This window comes from Luteolibacter ambystomatis (assembly GCF_018137965.1).
In the GTDB taxonomy this organism is placed as follows: domain Bacteria; phylum Verrucomicrobiota; class Verrucomicrobiia; order Verrucomicrobiales; family Akkermansiaceae; genus Luteolibacter; species Luteolibacter ambystomatis.
In genome coordinates this window covers 5,279,639-5,295,608 of the sequence record NZ_CP073100.1, presented here as the reverse complement: position 1 = coordinate 5,295,608, position 15,970 = coordinate 5,279,639, and the positions used below count along the sequence as shown (strand labels likewise).

General features: G+C 62.3%; 21 protein-coding genes. 7 read left to right on the top strand and 14 right to left on the bottom strand.

The window, feature by feature from the left end:
- Positions 1–69 precede the first annotated feature (69 nt).
- From KBB96_RS20755 to KBB96_RS20730, 6 genes are all read right to left on the bottom strand, one after another.
- Positions 70–396, bottom strand: coding sequence for a hypothetical protein (locus tag KBB96_RS20755; RefSeq protein WP_211631411.1), 327 nt, complete (start codon positions 394–396; stop codon positions 70–72).
- Positions 397–531: 135 nt separating this feature from the next.
- A complete protein-coding gene (locus KBB96_RS20750; protein WP_211631410.1) occupies positions 532–2,673 on the bottom strand; it encodes a polyribonucleotide nucleotidyltransferase in 2,142 nt (713 codons plus the stop codon).
- A gap of 208 nt (positions 2,674–2,881) precedes the next feature.
- On the bottom strand, positions 2,882–3,133 hold the full coding sequence (gene rpsO / locus KBB96_RS20745; protein WP_211631409.1) for a 30S ribosomal protein S15: 252 nt from the start codon (positions 3,131–3,133) through the stop codon (positions 2,882–2,884).
- Positions 3,134–3,240: 107 nt separating this feature from the next.
- Positions 3,241–3,699 carry an SsrA-binding protein SmpB gene (gene smpB, locus KBB96_RS20740; protein WP_211631408.1) on the bottom strand — a complete coding sequence of 153 codons (459 nt, stop codon included), beginning with the start codon at positions 3,697–3,699 and terminating at the stop codon, positions 3,241–3,243.
- Between the two features lie 61 nt (positions 3,700–3,760).
- Positions 3,761–3,979 (bottom strand): DNA-directed RNA polymerase subunit omega, encoded by a 219-nt coding sequence (locus KBB96_RS20735; protein ID WP_211631407.1) that lies wholly within the window; start codon positions 3,977–3,979, stop codon positions 3,761–3,763.
- Positions 3,980–4,162: 183 nt separating this feature from the next.
- Positions 4,163–4,558, bottom strand: a complete 396-nt coding sequence (locus tag KBB96_RS20730; RefSeq protein ID WP_211631406.1) for a DUF3147 family protein — start codon at positions 4,556–4,558, stop codon at positions 4,163–4,165.
- A 57-nt stretch (positions 4,559–4,615) separates the two neighbouring features.
- On the opposite strand from KBB96_RS20730, the gene KBB96_RS20725 reads away from it, so the two are divergent.
- Positions 4,616–5,398 carry a hypothetical protein gene (locus tag KBB96_RS20725; protein WP_211631405.1) on the top strand — a complete coding sequence of 261 codons (783 nt, stop codon included), beginning with the start codon at positions 4,616–4,618 and terminating at the stop codon, positions 5,396–5,398.
- Between the two features lie 171 nt (positions 5,399–5,569).
- The gene (ndk, locus tag KBB96_RS20720; protein WP_211631404.1) at positions 5,570–6,004 is read left to right on the top strand and encodes a nucleoside-diphosphate kinase; all 435 of its coding nucleotides are present in this window, start codon (positions 5,570–5,572) and stop codon (positions 6,002–6,004) included.
- A gap of 77 nt (positions 6,005–6,081) precedes the next feature.
- On the opposite strand, the gene KBB96_RS20715 is transcribed toward ndk, so the two are convergent.
- From KBB96_RS20715 to KBB96_RS20705, 3 genes are read right to left on the bottom strand one after another with little or no spacing between them, the layout of a single operon-like run.
- Positions 6,082–6,996, bottom strand: a complete 915-nt coding sequence (locus KBB96_RS20715) for an alpha/beta hydrolase (RefSeq protein ID WP_211631403.1) — start codon at positions 6,994–6,996, stop codon at positions 6,082–6,084.
- Between the two features lie 49 nt (positions 6,997–7,045).
- Complete coding sequence (mnmM, locus tag KBB96_RS20710) at positions 7,046–7,642, bottom strand: tRNA 5-(aminomethyl)-2-thiouridylate-methyltransferase MnmM (protein WP_211631402.1); 597 nt, start codon at positions 7,640–7,642, stop codon at positions 7,046–7,048.
- Complete coding sequence (locus KBB96_RS20705; protein ID WP_211631401.1) at positions 7,639–8,637, bottom strand: NAD(P)/FAD-dependent oxidoreductase; 999 nt, start codon at positions 8,635–8,637, stop codon at positions 7,639–7,641. The genes mnmM and KBB96_RS20705 overlap by 4 nt, the downstream gene beginning before the upstream one ends.
- Positions 8,638–8,727: 90 nt before the next feature.
- On the opposite strand from KBB96_RS20705, the gene KBB96_RS20700 reads away from it, so the two are divergent.
- Positions 8,728–9,714: an aminopeptidase gene (locus KBB96_RS20700; protein ID WP_211631400.1), complete on the top strand. Its 987-nt coding sequence runs from the start codon at positions 8,728–8,730 to the stop codon at positions 9,712–9,714.
- Positions 9,715–9,737: 23 nt separating this feature from the next.
- Here KBB96_RS20700 and KBB96_RS20695 read toward each other — a convergent pair whose 3' ends face one another.
- From KBB96_RS20695 to KBB96_RS20685, 3 genes are read right to left on the bottom strand one after another with little or no spacing between them, the layout of a single operon-like run.
- Complete coding sequence (locus KBB96_RS20695) at positions 9,738–10,178, bottom strand: SRPBCC family protein (protein WP_211631399.1); 441 nt, start codon at positions 10,176–10,178, stop codon at positions 9,738–9,740.
- Positions 10,175–10,717: an SRPBCC family protein gene (locus tag KBB96_RS20690; protein ID WP_211631398.1), complete on the bottom strand. Its 543-nt coding sequence runs from the start codon at positions 10,715–10,717 to the stop codon at positions 10,175–10,177. Before KBB96_RS20690 ends, KBB96_RS20695 begins: the two co-directional genes overlap by 4 nt.
- Complete coding sequence (locus KBB96_RS20685) at positions 10,714–11,046, bottom strand: ArsR/SmtB family transcription factor (RefSeq protein ID WP_211631397.1); 333 nt, start codon at positions 11,044–11,046, stop codon at positions 10,714–10,716. The genes KBB96_RS20690 and KBB96_RS20685 overlap by 4 nt, the downstream gene beginning before the upstream one ends.
- A 110-nt stretch (positions 11,047–11,156) precedes the next feature.
- On the opposite strand from KBB96_RS20685, the gene KBB96_RS20680 reads away from it, so the two are divergent.
- Positions 11,157–11,468 carry a DUF4177 domain-containing protein gene (locus KBB96_RS20680; RefSeq protein WP_211631396.1) on the top strand — a complete coding sequence of 104 codons (312 nt, stop codon included), beginning with the start codon at positions 11,157–11,159 and terminating at the stop codon, positions 11,466–11,468.
- Between the two features lie 7 nt (positions 11,469–11,475).
- Here the strand turns inward: KBB96_RS20680 and KBB96_RS20675 are convergent, their stop codons facing one another.
- Positions 11,476–11,796, bottom strand: a complete 321-nt coding sequence (locus tag KBB96_RS20675; protein WP_211631395.1) for a hypothetical protein — start codon at positions 11,794–11,796, stop codon at positions 11,476–11,478.
- Between the two features lie 81 nt (positions 11,797–11,877).
- Between KBB96_RS20675 and KBB96_RS20670 the strand changes: the two genes are divergently transcribed.
- The 3 genes from KBB96_RS20670 to KBB96_RS20660 are packed head-to-tail and all read left to right on the top strand — an operon-like array spanning position 11,878 to position 13,612.
- Positions 11,878–12,621: a glycosyltransferase family 25 protein gene (locus KBB96_RS20670; protein ID WP_211631394.1), complete on the top strand. Its 744-nt coding sequence runs from the start codon at positions 11,878–11,880 to the stop codon at positions 12,619–12,621.
- A gap of 11 nt (positions 12,622–12,632) precedes the next feature.
- Positions 12,633–13,322: a glycosyltransferase family 25 protein gene (locus KBB96_RS20665; RefSeq protein WP_211631393.1), complete on the top strand. Its 690-nt coding sequence runs from the start codon at positions 12,633–12,635 to the stop codon at positions 13,320–13,322.
- Between the two features lie 2 nt (positions 13,323–13,324).
- Positions 13,325–13,612 carry a Smr/MutS family protein gene (locus tag KBB96_RS20660; RefSeq protein ID WP_211631392.1) on the top strand — a complete coding sequence of 96 codons (288 nt, stop codon included), beginning with the start codon at positions 13,325–13,327 and terminating at the stop codon, positions 13,610–13,612.
- Between the two features lie 9 nt (positions 13,613–13,621).
- Here the strand turns inward: KBB96_RS20660 and KBB96_RS20655 are convergent, their stop codons facing one another.
- Positions 13,622–15,841 (bottom strand): protein-disulfide reductase DsbD family protein, encoded by a 2,220-nt coding sequence (locus KBB96_RS20655; RefSeq protein WP_211631391.1) that lies wholly within the window; start codon positions 15,839–15,841, stop codon positions 13,622–13,624.
- Positions 15,842–15,970: the final 129 nt, after the last annotated feature.

Below are 15,970 nucleotides of genomic sequence, written 5' to 3'. Positions count from 1 at the left end.
ACCCGGTTCCGACTTGGAAAGCCCCAAGCCGCCATCCGGCGAAATGCATGATACGCCAGCCGCGGAAATTCAAAAACTCCGGCGCGGACCCGCCTTCTCAATCACGCAGTCCGTCTGGTGAACTTCACCACATTGATCGCAGATGAGAACCAACGGGCCGCACTTGTATCCATCCCGACATGCTCCACCACAAGATGAACAGGCGATTTCGCGGACATCCCGCCGCCGCGCCATCAGAAAACCTCCGACCGCGAGCATCATCAACAGGAAGGGAATGACCATCCATGGCGATTTCGGAAAGAGCACCGACAGCACGCCCAACAGAATCATCCACGGAATCATTCGTCTGACTCCCTTCTTGTGACCAGCGATGAGTTGATCGGCGCAGCGGATCATGAGCGAAGCCTATCCACCGATAGGATGTCAGGACAGTGCAATGAACACCCGCCCTTCAGAGCGGCTTTCCACAAAGCAAAACACCCGGACCGTTTCCGGTCCGGGTGTTTGGAGGAATCAATGGATCGGAAACGATCAGGCCTCGGCCGGAGCCGGAGCGGCTTCAGCAGCCTTCTGGTCGCGGAGGTAAGCGCGGCGGCTCATCTTCACGCGGCCTTTCTCGTCAACGCCGATGCACTTGGCGGTGATGAGATCGCCCTTCTTGACGATGTCTTCGACGTTCTCGGTGCGGCCTTCGGCCAGCTCGGAGACGTGGACGAGACCGTCCTTGCCCGGGAGCACTTCCATGAAGGCACCGAAGGCGGTGATGCTGACAACCTTGCCGGTGTAGACCTTGCCGACTTCGATCTCCTGGAACATGCGCTCGATGAGCGACTTCGCACGATCGAGGCCTTCCTGCTTGGAGGCGTAGATGCGCACGGTGCCGTCGTCTTCGATGCTGACTTCCGCGCCGGACTCGGCCTGGATGCCCTTGATGTTCTTGCCGCCAGGCCCGATGAGCTCGCCGATGCGATCCGCCGGGATCTTGATCGAAACGATGCGCGGGGCGTGCGGGCTGAGCTCGCCGTGGGACGGGATGGCCTCGGCCATCTTCTCAAGGATCGGCGTGCGGGCGTTCTTCGCGATCGTCACGGCTTCCGCGAGGATCGAGAGGGGGATGCCCGGGAGCTTCAGGTCGAGCTGGTAGCCGGTGACACCGTGGCTGGTGCCGCAAAGCTTGAAGTCCATGTCACCGTAGAAGTCTTCGCTGCCGATGATGTCGAGGAGCGGGATGTACTTCTCCATGACACCGGCTTCGCTGAACTCGGTGACGAGGCCGACGGAGATACCGGCAACCGGGCGGATGAGCGGGACACCGGCGCTGAGGAGCGACATGGTGCCGGAGCACACGGTGGCCATCGAGGTGGAGCCGTTCGACTCGGTCACTTCGGAGGACACGCGGATCGCGTAGGGGAACTCGTCCGGGTGCGGGAGCACCGGCTCGATGGAGCGCTCGGCGAGCGCACCGTGGCCGATCTCGCGGCGGTTCAGGCCACCCATGCGGCCGGTTTCACCCACGGAGAACGGAGGGAAGTTGTAGTGAAGGATGAAGCGCTTCTCGCTTTCGCCACCGGCGTAGTTGTCGATGAACTGCTTCTCATCGCCCGGCGCGAGGGTCGCGATGGCGAGGGCCTGCGTTTCACCGCGGGAGAAGATGGCGGAACCGTGAACGCGCGGAAGCACGTTGGCCTCGGCATACAGGTTGCGGAGCTGGCCCACGGTGCGGCCGTCGGCGCGGACGCCCTTCTCCATGATGGAGATGCGGAAGGCCTTCTTCTGGAGGTATTCGAACGCCTGCTCGACGTCGAACGGAGTGGCTTCCGGAGCGCGCTCCTTGATGGCGGCTTCCACTTCGTCGCGGAGGGCACCGACCTTCTTCGCACGCTCGACCTTGGTCGGGGCGTAGATGGCACCTTCGATGCGGTCGCCGGCGATTTCGTAGGCGATCTCAAGGAGGTTCTCCTTGGCGAGCACCGGGGTGTAATCGCGCTTCGGCTTGCCCGCGAGGCGGACGAGCTCTTCCTGGACAACCACCAGCTTCTGGACGGCTTCCTGGGCGAAGTGGAGGGCCTTCACGAACTCCTCTTCCGGGAGCTCGTCGGCGGCGCCTTCGATCATGATCACGTCGGTCTTGTTACCCACGTAGACGAGGTCGAGATCGCTGTTCTCACGCTCGTCGAAGGTCGGGTTGATGACGAACTCGCCATCGACGCGGCCCACGCGCACCGCGCCGATCGGGCCGGCGAACGGGATGTCGGAAAGACAGAGGGCGGCGGAGGCACCGTTCATCGAGAGGATGTCGGCGTCGTTGATCGCGTCCGCGCTGAGGAGCAGGGCGACGATCTGGGTGTCGTAAAAGTAACCCTTCGGGAACAGCGGACGCAGCGGGCGGTCCGTCATGCGGCAGGTGAGGATTTCCTTCTCGGTCGGACGGCCTTCACGCTTGAAGTAGCCACCCGGGAACACGCCGGCGGCGGAGGCCTTTTCCTTGTACTCGACGGAAAGGGGGAACCAAGTTTGACCGTCCTTCACCTTGGTGGCGGAGACGGCGGTGACGAGGATGATGGTGTCACCGGAGCGGACGGTAACGGCACCGTCGGCGAGTTTGGCAAGCTTGCCGGTTTCGATCGTGATCGGATTCGTTCCGACCTCGGCCGTGATGGTGTGAATATTCATATTCTTGTTTCTTCTTTTTGCATCAAACCCGCGGGGCACCTTGCCACGCGGGGTCTTGGGGTTCCGGACGGCTTCCTGAAGCATTCCGCACATGCGGACGAGGGAAGCGGATCGTTGTCCGGGAGCAGGGAGGCGTTTTCTTTTTTGGGTGCCTTCCCTGTTTTGCGGAACAGCCACCCGGTTACCCGGGTGGCTGTTGGCGCGAAAGTTAGCGGCGGAGACCGAGGCCCTGGATGACCTGCTGGTAACGCTCTTCGGACTCACCCTTGAGGTAGTCCAGAAGTTTGCGGCGCTGGGACACCATCTTCAGAAGGCCGCGGCGGGACGAGAAGTCCTTCGTGTTGGCGTTCAGGTGGATCGTCAGGTGCTGGATGCGCTGCGTGAGGAGGGCGGCCTGGTAGGAGGCGCTGCCGGTGTCTTTGTCGTGGACTTGATAGTCCTTCAGGTTGATTTCGCTCATGGTCGTAAACGGATGGATCCAGCGGCTGCCGGACCGTCCTCGTTGGAGTTCGGGCGGGGAGGTAACCGCCGCCGGGGGGACTTGGCAAGGTTTTTCGGTTTCAAGGCTCACCTGCGGTTGAACCGCTGGATCTCGCGCTGCACTTCCCGCATCTCGACCTTTTTCTTCAGATCGTGGCGCTGGTCGGCGTGGGTCTTGCCCTTGCCGATGCCGATTTCCACCTTCACCCGGCGGTTTTTCCAATACATCCGGAGGAGCGGCAGGGTGCAGCCCTGGAGCGCGGTGGCCTGCTCCATCTTGAAGATCTCCTTCTTGTTCAGCAGGAGGCGGCGCGGGCGCTTCGCGGGATGGTTGAACCATTCCGCGGCGGTTTCCCACGGTTGGATGTCACAACCATACAGGAACACCTGCCCTTTCTCGACGCGGGCGAAGGCGTCGGAAATATTGATCTTCCCGGCGCGGATCGATTTGACCTCGGTGCCCTTCAGCTCCAGCCCCGCCTCGAATTTGGCGGTGATGTGGAAATCGCGCCCGGCCTTCCGATTGGTCGCGATGTCCTCGCTCATGGTGGTGGCAGGGTACGGTTCTACCGGGAGAAATCAAATGCGGCCGGAGCCACGGATCCGATTACTCGGCGACGGCCTCTTCCTTCTTCTTCTCGCCGAGCTTGATCTTGCCTTCGATGATCTCCTGGAGGGCGATATCGGCGGCACCCATGCTCGGGCGGGTCGGAATCAACGGGGAACGTCCGCTGTTGAGCTGGCGCACCCGCTGCGAGACGAGGTTCACCAGGACGAGCGGATCGGAAACGATCTCGGAAGCTTTTTCGACAAGGTCGCTTTTCATGGGTAGGCCGGGGAATCGGGAATGCGGACGCGGCGACTCGAAAGGGATGATATTGTCCGGAGTCATTCCGCGGTCGTTTTCGCTCGATTGAAATAGATCCGGCAAGCAGCCGGAGGGCGGGATGAACCAGAAATCCGGGTTTTTGACAAGCCCAATCTCTATCAGACTTTTGCCCCTGCCCGGTTATTTCGGCATCAGATCGATCCCGAAACGCCGCAGGATCACCACCGTGAGCCAGAAAAAGCCAATGGTCAGCAGGCAGTTCGCCGCCAGGGTCAGCCAGAAATTCCAGCCGCTGCGGAGCATCCACGGCAGGATCAGGAACATCGGCAGGGTCGGCAGCACGAACCAGAAAGTGCCCTCCGAGTGGTTCGCGATCCGGGCATTCCCCTGCTTCTCCGCCTGCATCCAGCACATCGCCACCAACGAGGTGATCGGCAGCGCGATCAGCAGGGAGGAGAGGCGGTCGTTCACCACCTGGATCTTCGTGACCACCACGATGATGAAGGCCGTGATGGCCAGTTTCACGAGGTCCATCGGAGTGAAGGAGAGGAGTTTGTCCCAGGGAAAGCGGCTCATGTCAGGATCGGTCAGGGTGAACTTGCTGGAACAGGAAGAACCATCTAGCGTGCGTTCATGCAAGCCGCCCGCGCCCTGTGCCTGTTCATGTTCACCCTTACCGCCGGGATTGCTTCCGCGGAGCTCACTGCCGGCCAGAAAGCGGCCATCGGCCAGAAAATATGGAAAAACGAGTGCGGGGGCACCGTGGACGGCCTCACGACCTGGAACGTGGGCGAGGAATTCCCCTCCCTCGGGATCGGCCACTTCATCTGGTATCCGGAGGGCTTCAACGGCCGCTTCAATGAAACCTGGCCGCAGTTCATCGCCTACGCGAAGAGCCGCGGCGTGACCCCGCCCGCCGTGGGCACCCTGCCCCACTGCCCGTGGAACTCGAAGGCCCAGTTCCAGGCCGATTTCCGCGGCGAGCGCCTCTCCACCTTGCGCAAGTGGCTGGCGGGCAATGTCCCGCTCCAGACCGACTTCATCATCTCCCGCTCGAAGGCCGCGCTCGGCAAGATCCTCGCCGCCGCTCCGGCCAGCGAACGCACCCGCATCGAGGCGAACTACCACAAGGTGGCCACCACCGGCCAAGGCACCTACGCCCTGATCGACTATGTCAATTTCAAGGGCGAGGGCGTGAATCCCTCCGAGCGCTACAACGGCCGCGGCTGGGGCCTGATGCAGGTGCTCGGTGAAATGCGCGACACCGGCGGCGGCGCGGCCTCCGCCAGCGAATTCGCCGCAGCCTCCAAGCGCGTGCTCGACCGCCGCATCGTCAACTCCCCGCCCGCCCGCGGCGAGGCCCGCTGGAAGGAAGGCTGGCACAACCGCTGCGACACCTACGGACGGCCTCTCTAATGGCGTGTAACCAAACCTTCTTCGTCCCAACGGGACGAAAGGGCTTCAACCGGGGTTTCGGTACACCCTCCAAGGTTTGATGATCAAGTTTCCAGAAACGGGGCGAAAGTGTTCTCCCCGTTTCTGGTTTAAATGCTTGTCAGTCAGCACCACGGCTCCTAACTCCCCCGCATGTCTCTTGAGACCACACTGATTCTTTTCAAGCCCGACGCCGTTGAGAAAAAGATCGTCGGCACCGTCCTTTCCCGTTTCGAGCAGGAAGGCTTCCGCATCCGCGGCCTCAAGGTGCTCGCCCTCAGCGATGAGATCCTCGCCGAGCACTACTCGCACATCGCCGACAAGCCGTTCTTCCCGTCCGTCCGCGAGTTCATGCAGGAAGCCCCGGTCGTGGCTCTCGCCCTCGAAGGCGAGGACGTGATCGCCCGCGTCCGCGATCTCCTCGGACCGACCGATTCCACCCAGGCCGCCGCTGGAACCATTCGCGGTGACTTCGGCTTCAAGGACGGCGACGCCAAGATGCGCAACGTCTGCCACGCCTCCGACTCCGTCGAAGCCGCCGAAGCCGAGCTGAAGCGCTTCTTCAACGAAGGCGAAGTGATCGCCTGATCCGCTTCCGGTTCATCTTTCCACCAAACGGCGCATGGGATCTCCCGTGCGCCGTTTCTGCGTACGGAGTTGGGGTATCACTTCATCGCCGTGGCCAGCCACTCGAGCATCTTCTTCCGATACTCGCCGTTGTTCCGCCACAGGGAGTTTCCGTGATGGCCGCCTTGCACGGCGAACATCGTCTTCGGCATCGCGGCGGCGGAGAAAAGCTGCTGTCCCTGCGCGAAAGGCACCACCTCGTCATCCGTGCCGTGGATGACCAACAAGGGCATCGGGGTGAGCTTCGCCACCCAATCCTTCGGCGACCACTCATCACTCACCATATCCGTGCCGACCTTGCCCGCGACCGCATTCGCCATTCCCACGTAGGACGCGAAGCCGCTGTCGCTGATGATCGCGCGCACCCCCGCCACCGGCTTCTCCGCCAGCGCGGTGATCGACTTGGAGGCCCCCAGGCTGTGACCGAGGGAAATCAAGCGGCTTGCATCCACATCCTTGCGCATCCTCACGTAATCGAAGGCCGCATGCACGTCCTCGATCATGCCATGGCGCACCGGCGAGCCACCGGAACTGCCGAAGCCACGGTAGTCGAACATCAGCACGTTGAATCCCTCTGGCAGCAGCCACTCGACGAAACCGAAGTGATAGCCCATTGCGCCGGTATTGCCGTGGGAAAACACGATCGTGCCCTTGGCCTTCTTCTGATTGGTCGGCAGGAACCAACCATGAATGCGGGTGCCATCCGCAGACTTGAACCACACATTCTCAAACTTCCACCCCCAGGTCGCCGGAGTATCCGCCGCGTCCTTCGTGGGATAGTAGAACAGTGAATTGCCGCCGCCCTTGCCAACGAAAACGCGGGCCAGCGTGGCGAGGTCTCCATCGGGATCGCGGGTCAGCTCATGGATCAGCTCCCGCGGGGTCTTCGGCACCGGGCGCGGCGATTCCGCCCCCGCGCACAGGGGAAGCATTCCCGCCAGCAGGATCGCCATGGACCGGATCAAACGCACAAGGATCATCATCCGCTCTTCCCGCCGTTCGTCAACCCGGCTTCACCGCCGTTAGGAGGAAGGGCGCGGGCCTCCGCGTCCCCAGCATTCCGTAACGCGCCACCCGCCAGCCAACGGGAGCCAGCGCCTCCATCCACCGCCCGACCTCCGCCGCCTCGTCGTCCCCGCCCTCGTGACCGGGATAACAAACGACGCACAACCAGCCGCCCGGCCGCAGTACATGCGCCGCCGCTTCCAACGCGAGCAACGTTTCCGATGATCGGGTGATGATCGAGTGATCCGCCCCGGGCAGATAGCCGAGATTGAACATCACCGCCGCAATGCTCGCGGGAGCCGTGTGCTGCGCCAGATACGCGTGCGACTCGCAATGGAAAGCAACCCGGGCGTCCACACCCTTCGATTGCAGCAGTTGCTTCGCGGAATGGATCGCGGCTTCCTGCACGTCGAAGGCCAGCACTCGCCCGGCGTCTCCCACACAGCGCGCGAGGAACAGGGTATCGTGGCCATTGCCGCAGGTGGCATCGATCACATGATCGCCCGGCTTCAACACGTCCTCCAACAAGCGGTGCGCAAGTTCCGTGGGTCTCGGCGGATTCGCCCAACCGGTGATCTGGGAATGCGACGTCATGAGTGTTTCACGCTGGCCAGAAACTGCCGCAGGTCGAGATCCGGATCAGGCTCGGTGCCATCCAACATCCACTCCGCCAGCCGCCGAGCCACGCCGGGCGCGTAGAGCGAGCCCTTCGATCCCAGCCCGTTGAAAAACCATCCCTCACCCAGTGGTCCGATCAAGGGCTGGCTGCGCCGGAGGATCGGGCGCACCCCCGCATCGTGCCCGATGACCTCGAATGGCCCCGGTGCGAGACGATGCGCGATGTCCTCCACCTGCCGCCGCCCTTTCTCCGTAGGCGCGGCATCCAGCACGTCCCACACGTAGGTCGCGCCCGCCTTGTAGAGATCTCCGCCAATCGGAATCAACCAGCCGCCATCGCCGACACGGATACGCGGTTCCTCCCAGCCATCGGCGCGCAATGTGAGGATCTCACCCTTCGCACAACGATGCAGACCGGGCCGCCCGGCGATCAAACCGGCTGCCCCCTCGCACCAGATCCCCTGTCGGTCTTCCGGCGAGGCAGGATCGGCTTCCGCCTGATGATAAAATCCACGCTCCACAAACCACGCCCGCGAGGCATCGAGAAAGGCGCGCACGTCGAGCCGCCCACCACCTTTCACCTCCACCGCGCCGACCCAGCGCTCGTCCGGCGGCGACACTTCGCCCGCCACCCACGGAGCCACCTCCGGATCCGCCAGCTTGCTGCGGATCTTTTCCCAATCCGCCTCCCGCGAGGCCAACCGGACCACGGTCAGCGGATGCCAGAACACAGCACCGAGCCGCTCTTCCAAACGCCGATAGAACTCCACCGCCTCGGGCAGGAATTCCGCGATCCGCCACGACGGCTGGAAATTCTTCCCGGTCACCGGATTGATCATTCCTGCCGCCACCCTCGAACTGCCGTGGCCCTCACGGTCGATGATCTCGAAGGGCGCTCTGCGGTCATGCAGGCTCCACGCCAGGCAGGTGCCGGCGAGGCCTTGACCGATGATCCGATGGGGCGCACTCATGAGGATGAGAGGATAGGATCGTGCGCGAACGTTGCATTTTCAAGTCTCTCCAAGGAGTTGGCGTCTCCGAAAATGAGGTTAGAGTGCGGCGTGCGATTCCTCCTCGTCCTGCTTCCACTCCTCTGTGCCTCGTGCAGCACGGTTCATTTCTATTCACAGGCGGTGGCAGGGCAGATGGACGTCATGTCGCGCCAGAAGCCGGTGGGCCGCCTGAAGGCCGATCCGAACACGGATGCAAAGCTGCGCAAAAAGCTGGAACTCACCACCCGCCTGCTCGCCTTCGCCCGCGACCATCTCGACATGCCCAACGGCGGAGCCTACGAGAAATACGCGGACCTCCACCGCGAGCATCTCGTATGGGTGATCCACGCAGCACCGGAGCTCTCGATGGAGGCAAAGCAGTGGTGGTATCCCGTGATCGGGAAACAAAGCTACCGCGGCTACTTCAACGAGGCCGATGCCCGCGCCGAAGAAGCGAGGCTGCATCGCGATGGCTACGAGACCTGGTGCGATGGCATTGATGCCTATTCCACCCTCGGAGTCTTCCGCGACCCACTGCTGAACACCTTCATCGACCGCGATGAAGTGGAACTTGCGGAACTGATTTTCCACGAGCTATCCCACCGCCGCTACCACGTCTCCGGGAACACCAAGTTCAATGAAGGCATGGCCGAGGCCGTGGCGCGTGAAAGCGTCCGCCGCTGGTTCACCGCGAATCATCGTCCGGACATCGTGCGCTACTACGAGCAACGCCTGCACCGCCTCGCCCAAGCGCGCGCCGCCATCGGCACCACCTCCGCGAACCTCAAAACGATCTACGCCAGTGGCGCGAGCGATGCCGTGAAGCGCCAACGCAAGACCCGCGAATACACCCGTCTCAAAACCAACCTCCGCGCGCTCCGCGGCCAATGGGGCGGCGGTCTCAAGTCATGGATCGAGGACCCGATCAACAACGCCCGTCTCAATTCCTTCACCACCTACGAGGATGAAGTGCCGCGCTTCACCAAGCTGCTGTTGCATGACTGCCATGGCGACTTCCCGACGTTCTGGAAAGAGGTGAGCAAGCTGAAGAAGTAGCGCGAGGCTCCCGCCTTGCGCTACTACCTCTCCAACACCTCCGCCAGCTTGCCGCACATCATCGTCCAGCCCTGCTTGGTACGATCCGCATAGTCGCTCCAAGCCGGATCAAGCTCATGGGTGAGCGTCAATTCACAGGCCCCGCCATCCGCCACGATGTCGATCGTCACCCAGCTCTCATCGACCGACATCCCCGCAAGCCCCCAGGTGAACTTCAATCTCCGTGGCCGCTCGATCTCCAGGTATTGCCCCACGTGATCAATCTCCTGATCGCCACGCCGCACCACGAACGAGAACCGTCCGCCCGGCCGCGCATCCAGCGTCAGCCGCACGATCTCCTCATCCCGCATGTCCGGTCCGAACATCCAGCGTGAGAGCATCCCAAGGTCCAGCCAGGCATCGAACACCTTCTCCGCCGCAGCTTGATAACGGCGGACGATCTTGACGATCGGCGGCGTGCTCATGATTCGGCGTAGATTCTTTCGTATGCTTTCTCGGTCTCCATGTGCGGTCCCCAGAAGGGCCCCGGCTCCCGGCCTTCCAGACGATCCGCGAGTACCCGCAGGTGACTGTGCCAGCCACCGGAGACATCCTGCATCTCCTTGCGATCCGCGAGACGGCGGTGCGTGAGAATGAGCAGCACCTTCTCCTGGCGCTCGTGCAACTCGAAGGTCACCTCGGATTCCGTGCCATCGCCCGGCCACGTGAATGCCAGCACATGCGGCGGCTCGCAGCGCGTCACCTTCGCGATCATGTGATGGGTGCAGCCGCCGCTTTCATCGCGGTATTTCTCCGGCGTCTCTTCCGGCACCGAGGACAGATCCGCATGATGGAACCGCCATGTCAGATTGCCTCCCGCATGCAGCTCCATCGGTCCGCTGGCCAGCCAAAGTCCGCGCTTCTCCGAATCAGTGAGAAACTCCCACACCCGCTCGATCGGCCCCGGCAGCAACCGCTCGAAGCGGACCACTCCCGGCTCTACAATGGTTCCATAGGCACTCATGACGATTTCTTTGGTTTGTGATGTTTGCCACGATCCGCCTCCAACGCCCGCTCCAGAGCATCGAGACGGTTCGACCAGAATTGCTTGGTGCGCGCCAGCCATCCCTCCACCTCGGCAATGGCCTTGGGATTGAGCGATTGGACACGGTGCTGTCCATCCACCCGCACCGTCACCCAACCCGCTTCCCGCAGCACCTTCAAGTGCTGGGAAATCGCGGGGGCGCTGACGCGGAACTCAGACACGATCTCGCCCGCCGTGCGATCCCGCTCCGCCAGCATCTCCACGATGCGGCGGCGGGTCGGATCGGCAATGGCGGCGAGAGCTTCCACACCCGCACACTACACCCACCACTTAATTAAGCAATTATTTAATTAAATGATCGAACCGGATTGAACACGCTCCCCCGGTTTCATAGCTTGAAGGAAACCCGCTTCATCCCATGAAACCTGCATATTTGATCTTCATCGCCACCTGCATGGTTGGTGCGGCCCTCGTCACCGCGCAATCAAAGACCACTCCGCCGGAGCCCGCCTCCCAACCCCGCTGGGAATACAAAATTCTCTACGAAGTTCTCCCTTCAAATGATTTGTCCGACAAGACGGACAACCTCACGGAAACGCAGTTTGAAAAGGCCTCTTCGAAAGCATTAGCCAACCACGGAAACGAAGGATGGGAGCTCGTCTCAGTGACCGCCCATACAAGCGGCAATGCGGAATCCCGCACCTACTACCTGAAACGGTTGGGCAGGTAGCCGTTTCTCACTCCGGCATCAACGCTTCATTCGGATCCTGCCACTCCGCGTCGTAGCCCTTCGCATAGTCGAAAAGGTGGCGGTGCAGGTATTCGAAATAGACCTCTTTCTGCTCCTTCGGCAGACGGTTCCAGATGGCCACATTCAGGCCACGGGTCACCTTCTGCATCAGGTGCAGGGTGAGCTGGCGGCCCTTGCGTGCCTTCTGGACCTGTTTGTGGTTGAGCTGCTCGGTGGAGGCGTCCACCAGATCGTGATTGCCCAGCTTCCAGCGTTCCATCAGCCGGTCGAGCGGCTGCGTGCCGTGGTCGCGTGTCGGTTCTTCCATGCCCCCGGTGTAGCGGATCGCGGGCGCTTGCCAACCCCGGAGAACTTGCCTGCGCCGCAGAAAACGGGCAAAATGCGGCCGATGTCCCCCATCCGCACGCGGATTTTCCTGATCTCGCTGGCCCGGCAGCGGGAACGGCGGGAGCGCTCACTGCACCAGCTCGAGGCCACTGGCTGGGATTTCGAGGTGGTCGAAGGGATCGATGCGCTCCGGGTCAAGCGCCGCGAGCTGGTTGTGCCCGTGCATGCATGGCTGAATTTCTTCATCGGCGAAGTCGCCTGCTACCATTCGCATCTGGAGGTATTCCGGCGGATCACCGCCGCGGATCTCGATTACGGTCTGATCCTGGAGGACGACCTCAAGCTGGTGCCCGGCACCACGATGACTCTCGCCACCGTGTGGGACCATCTGCCGCCGGGCGCGGATCACATCCAGCTCCACAATGTCCGCGATGAAAAGTTCCGCGGCTACCGGATGATCGAGCCGGGCGAGCGCTTCAACCGCGTCTGCCCCACCAACACCGGCGGATGGGGTTACATCGTCTCGCGGCGGCTGGTGGATTACGTGCTGGAACATCATTCCATCCCGCGCAAGCCGATGGACGATGTCTTCATCCAGCTCAGCCGGACGCGGAAGGACCGTTTCGGCTTCTACGATACCGTGGAGCGGCTGGTGGACACGCATTGGGGGAACCCTTCTTCGATCAACCGCTGGATTCCTGCTCCACGCAGCGCCCGGCTCACGCTCCGTTATTGGAAAGAATACCAGGCGAGGAAACACCATCCGCCCCCGGCGGCCTTGTCGCCCACGCCAAACCGGGCATGATGCGGTCGCCCGTGAAACGCAGCCGCATCTTCGCCATCTCCCTGCCCCGCGCCCGCTCGCGCCGCCTGCACCTGCTGTCGCAGCTGCTGCCGACCGGCTGGGATTTCGAGGTGGTCGATGCGGTCGATGGCCTGGCCACCAGACCGGAGCGCCTCGTGGTGCCGGTGGATGCCTGGCCGCTGACGGTGACCCAGGTCGCGTGCTACCGGTCGCACCTCGGCGTGCTGCAAAGGATCGTCGACTACCAGCTGGACCACGCCATCGTGCTGGAGGACGATGGTGTGCTGGATCCTGCCGGGGAAATGACGCTGGAAAACCTGTGGGACCATCTCCCGCCGGACGCGGACCACGTGCAGCTCCACAACCTGAAGTTCCCCTTCTACGACGAATACCGTTGTTTGGAACCGGGCCGGCGTTTCAACCGTGTCGGCCCCACCAGCATCGGCTCCTGGGGCTACCTGATCTCCCGGAGGCTCGCAGAACACATCCTCATCCACCACGCGGAGCCCCGCCGCCCCATCGACCATCTCTACATCCAGCTCAGCCGCGAGTTGCAGGATCGCTTCGGATTCCACGACACCGTGGACTGCCTCGTGAACATCCTGCCGGACGAGCCATCCAATATCAACGGCGCTCCAAGGGCAAAGCGCGACTGGTGGAGTGGCTTGCGGCGCTTGTTCAAATCCTCCGCCACTTCCTGACCATGGAGGAACACGACGACATCATCCCGATCGAGCCGGGACCCGAGCTGGATCTACACACCTTCCACCCGTCCGATCTCGGCGACCTGCTTCCGGAATGGTTCGATGGCTGCCTGGAGCGCGGCATTCACGCCATACGCGTGATCCACGGCAAGGGCTCCGGCGCGCTCCGCGAGGGCGTCCACGCGCTGCTGCGGAAATTGCCGCAAGTACGGGATTTCCAGTATCCCGCCGGAGAAGGCTCCGGCGGCTGGGGTGCGACCTGGGTCTATCTCAAGCCACGCGAATGATCCGCCGGGTCACTTGGCCGGCACTTCCTTCCCGATCAGGTCGGTGAGGTAACCGGGCGAAAGCAGTTCCGGAGTAATCACCGGCTCCTTGCCCGGGACGTACAGGACATTCACCGGGATCGCGCTGCGGTTCAGCTCGCGCAGCTTGGTTTCGATGGCCGGGTCCGGATTGGTCTTGTCCGCCTTGAGGGTGACGACTCCGCGGCTGTTCATCAGCTTGATGACCTCGGGAGTGTAGGCGCGCTTCTTGTTGACCTGGCAGGTCGCGCACCACTGCGCGGTGAAATCCACATAGACCGGAGTGCCCTGCTTGAGAAGTTCCTGCACGCGCGCATCGGACCAATGTTCCCACACCAGAGCGCTTTTCGCCGGAGGTTTGGAAAGCCACACACCCCCAAGAACGAAGACAAGCGCGAGCACCACCGCTGTCATGCGCGTGCGCGCGGTCCGGTGCGGCAGATGCCAGCGACCGTAGATCCACGCGCCGAGTGCGATGGAGCTCAGGCCGAACACCGGCCCCAGCATGTTCTCCAACGAAATCTGTCCGACATACACCCACAGCAGGTAGCCCGCCGTGGCAAACAGCAGGAAGCTCATCGCCTGCTTGAAGCTTTCCATCCACGCACCCGGACGCGGCAGGAACCGGATCAGCGAAGGCACGCAGGACAGCAGCAGATACGGGAAGGCGAGTCCAATTCCCATCGCCGTGAAGCATAGGAAAAACTGCACCGCGGGCAACCCGATGGCCGTACCGATCGCGACTCCCAGGAACGGAGCCGAGCAAGGAGTCGCCACCAGCGTGGCCAGCACGCCGGAGAAAAAGGCCCCCATCGTTCCCTGCTTCGCCTGCAACGAACCGCCAATCGATGTAGCCGACGCTCCAATCTCGAAAACGCCGAACATGTTCAGAGCGAGCACGAACATCAGCAGCAACAATCCCAGCACCACCCGCGGGTCCTGAAGTTGGTAGCCCCAGCCCACGCTCTCGGCGGAGCCGGTCTTGGCAAAGGCCGCCGCGCGTGCCGCGAACAACACGCCACTGAGCACCCAGAAGGAAATCAGCACGCCAGCGGTGAACGCCAACCCATGGACCACCACCTTCCTGCGATCCTCACCGGCCTGCTGGACGAAGCCCATGATCTTCAATCCGATCACCGGAAACACGCAGGGCATCAGATTCAGGATCAGGCCGCCAACGGCCATCGAACCCAACACGAACAGCAGTTTCGGAAACGGCAGGTCTTGTGAAGTGGCCACGGATTTACCAGACGAGTCGGTTGCACCCGGTTGGCCGTTCTCCATGACGACGACCGATGAATACTCCACGACCATCGAACCCACCTTCGTGATCATGCCAACATCGGTGAGCACAATCGCCGGAGAGCCGGTGGTGGTATCCAGTGGAGTCTTCGCAGAAAGAATACCGGATATCGTTCGGCCAACAGGGATGTCGTTTTCCAACGCGTCCTTCGTCTTGCGCTTCAGCACCAGCACCCAGGAAGATCCCTCGTGCTTCAGCGAGCCCCCATCGGACAGCGCCTGCACGAATGGCACTGCGGGAACGAATTCCAATCCCGCTTTGTCGAGATCACCCGCAGCACCGGCGCCCGGCGTGAGCCTCACCTCGAAGGTATCGCCCTTGTTCACCGAAATGTAGCTCCATGCGGTGGAAGCACGTGGATGGGTCTTGCGCACCTTTTGGAAAAACTCCGCCTTCGAAGCATCCGTCACCGGGGCATCCGCCACTGTCAGATCGAGATTCAGCGTTGCCTTCTCATCCTTGCACATCTCCTTGCAGATCTGCCAGCCCGCCGCGAGTTCGAGCTTGGCGTGGTCGCCCGCCTTCAATGTGGAGGGTGGCGTGATGTCCACGAGGAAGACCGGGCTGCCGCCAAACACAAAGCTCTTGCCGAAGAAACCGTCCTTCACTTCCGGTGTCGGCCACTGGATGAGTCCGGCGGTGAATCCATCAGGCAGCGTCCACTTCAACTCCGGAGCCTTCTCCACACCGCCGGAATTCACGTAGTAGCTGTGCCACTCTTCCGGATGCTTCAATTGCAGCGCCACGGTGAACGGCTTGCCGGGAGCGATCGACTTCACCTCGGACACCAGCGTGGCGCTCGAACCCTCCTTGCCACCATCTCCTCCAAGTTGGCCGAAGTCATACTGGGCGCGGACCGGCAGCAGCGCGGAGGCGGCTAGGAACAGAAAGGTGGCGAGGCGTCTCATACGAAGGGAAAAGGCGATGCGGAAGCGGCTGGGTTTCGCGCAGTTAAGAGACGCCGGACGCTGATTTCATCCAAAAAAAACGGGCACCCGGCCGAAACCGGATGCCCTGTTGGATGGTGAGTATCTTGA

Coding starts and splice junctions, on each gene's coding strand:
- KBB96_RS20755 (WP_211631411.1), bottom strand. CDS start 396: ATGATCCGCTGCGCCGATCAACTCATCGCTGGTCACAAGAAGGGAGTC.
- KBB96_RS20750 (WP_211631410.1), bottom strand. CDS start 2,673: ATGAATATTCACACCATCACGGCCGAGGTCGGAACGAATCCGATCACG.
- rpsO (WP_211631409.1), bottom strand. CDS start 3,133: ATGAGCGAAATCAACCTGAAGGACTATCAAGTCCACGACAAAGACACC.
- smpB (WP_211631408.1), bottom strand. CDS start 3,699: ATGAGCGAGGACATCGCGACCAATCGGAAGGCCGGGCGCGATTTCCAC.
- KBB96_RS20735 (WP_211631407.1), bottom strand. CDS start 3,979: ATGAAAAGCGACCTTGTCGAAAAAGCTTCCGAGATCGTTTCCGATCCG.
- KBB96_RS20730 (WP_211631406.1), bottom strand. CDS start 4,558: ATGAGCCGCTTTCCCTGGGACAAACTCCTCTCCTTCACTCCGATGGAC.
- KBB96_RS20725 (WP_211631405.1), top strand. CDS start 4,616: ATGCAAGCCGCCCGCGCCCTGTGCCTGTTCATGTTCACCCTTACCGCC.
- ndk (WP_211631404.1), top strand. CDS start 5,570: ATGTCTCTTGAGACCACACTGATTCTTTTCAAGCCCGACGCCGTTGAG.
- KBB96_RS20715 (WP_211631403.1), bottom strand. CDS start 6,996: ATGGCGATCCTGCTGGCGGGAATGCTTCCCCTGTGCGCGGGGGCGGAA.
- mnmM (WP_211631402.1), bottom strand. CDS start 7,642: ATGACGTCGCATTCCCAGATCACCGGTTGGGCGAATCCGCCGAGACCC.
- KBB96_RS20705 (WP_211631401.1), bottom strand. CDS start 8,637: ATGAGTGCGCCCCATCGGATCATCGGTCAAGGCCTCGCCGGCACCTGC.
- KBB96_RS20695 (WP_211631399.1), bottom strand. CDS start 10,178: ATGAGCACGCCGCCGATCGTCAAGATCGTCCGCCGTTATCAAGCTGCG.
- KBB96_RS20690 (WP_211631398.1), bottom strand. CDS start 10,717: ATGAGTGCCTATGGAACCATTGTAGAGCCGGGAGTGGTCCGCTTCGAG.
- KBB96_RS20680 (WP_211631396.1), top strand. CDS start 11,157: ATGAAACCTGCATATTTGATCTTCATCGCCACCTGCATGGTTGGTGCG.
- KBB96_RS20675 (WP_211631395.1), bottom strand. CDS start 11,796: ATGGAAGAACCGACACGCGACCACGGCACGCAGCCGCTCGACCGGCTG.
- KBB96_RS20670 (WP_211631394.1), top strand. CDS start 11,878: ATGTCCCCCATCCGCACGCGGATTTTCCTGATCTCGCTGGCCCGGCAG.
- KBB96_RS20660 (WP_211631392.1), top strand. CDS start 13,325: ATGGAGGAACACGACGACATCATCCCGATCGAGCCGGGACCCGAGCTG.
- KBB96_RS20655 (WP_211631391.1), bottom strand. CDS start 15,841: ATGAGACGCCTCGCCACCTTTCTGTTCCTAGCCGCCTCCGCGCTGCTG.